Source organism: Pseudoalteromonas sp. SR44-5 (assembly GCF_014163675.1).
Taxonomy (GTDB): domain Bacteria; phylum Pseudomonadota; class Gammaproteobacteria; order Enterobacterales; family Alteromonadaceae; genus Pseudoalteromonas; species Pseudoalteromonas rhizosphaerae.
Genome location: NZ_JACJDT010000138.1, coordinates 1 through 969, shown reverse-complemented (window position 1 = coordinate 969; position 969 = coordinate 1). Strand labels below are relative to the sequence as shown.

The following is a 969-nucleotide window of genomic DNA, read 5'->3' as shown; positions in this document are numbered from 1 at the left end:
TTTGAACGGTTACTGACACTGCACGATGATTTAACTAAATTAATGTCAGGGCGAGGCTATCGTAAAAATGCAATGAGTTATAGTGATGCTGATATCCAAGGTGTTCTTGAACGTTATGCTGATGGTGCAGTTGTTAAATCACCTGAGTATGTCATTAAGCAGGTATGGCATAATATCACTCGCGCCATGCAAGAGGTTTGGCAAGGTGAGAGCAGCCCGTTAAGTCATTGGCTAATTGACCACGGCGTTAAAGAGATACTAAACCTTACGCAAGGGAGAACTCATAACTTTCCGTTAAGCTTAGGGTGCAATGAAACCATAAAGCATAGATTCATACCCGGAATCGGGCTTTGGCGTCAACGCTTAGCACTGAACTTAGGCCAGCAAGACAGCGAAAGTCACCACGTAACCATTAGCAACAATACCATTAGCAGCCAAACCTGTGCAGGTAAAGCTATCGCAATAGAAAACGAAGACATCCGTTTTCTTATTCCACACACAGTGTTAGAGCAGCACGCGCTTTGTAAGCAATTAGATGATGGTAACGACATACGCCAGGCAACGAGCCTTGCAACACAAGGTACTTGTACAGCCGACACTCTTTTTCCATATCACGATAAGCCAATGAGTTTTGCCCACATTGCGTGTCATGGTATAGCGGATGAAGACAACGCTGGCGGTGCTAAACTGATGCTAGATAGCCGTAGCATTACCTCAGATTCACTTGAGCGCATGAAAAATACGGTTGATGTTACTTTTTTTAACGCGTGCATTGCGGGAACCACTCAAGATGATACAAAAGGGGAGCATCATGGGTTGCTTGTACCACTTTTGACTAAAGCAAATCAAGTAATCGCCTCCACCTTACCATTAGATGATGTAAAAGCGAGCTATTTTGCGGTCCTGCTGTTTCATTATTATTGGCGAGAAGGAAGAGTACTGAGCGAGTCTGTCACCTTAGCCAAAAAA

The 969-nt window shown here is 44.0% G+C and carries 1 protein-coding gene; it reads left to right on the top strand.

Features of this window, described 5'->3' with window-relative positions; genetic code table 11:
* Window positions 1–969: CHAT domain-containing protein (locus tag H5154_RS24315; protein ID WP_182719744.1), on the top strand; the 969-nt coding region annotated here is incomplete at both ends.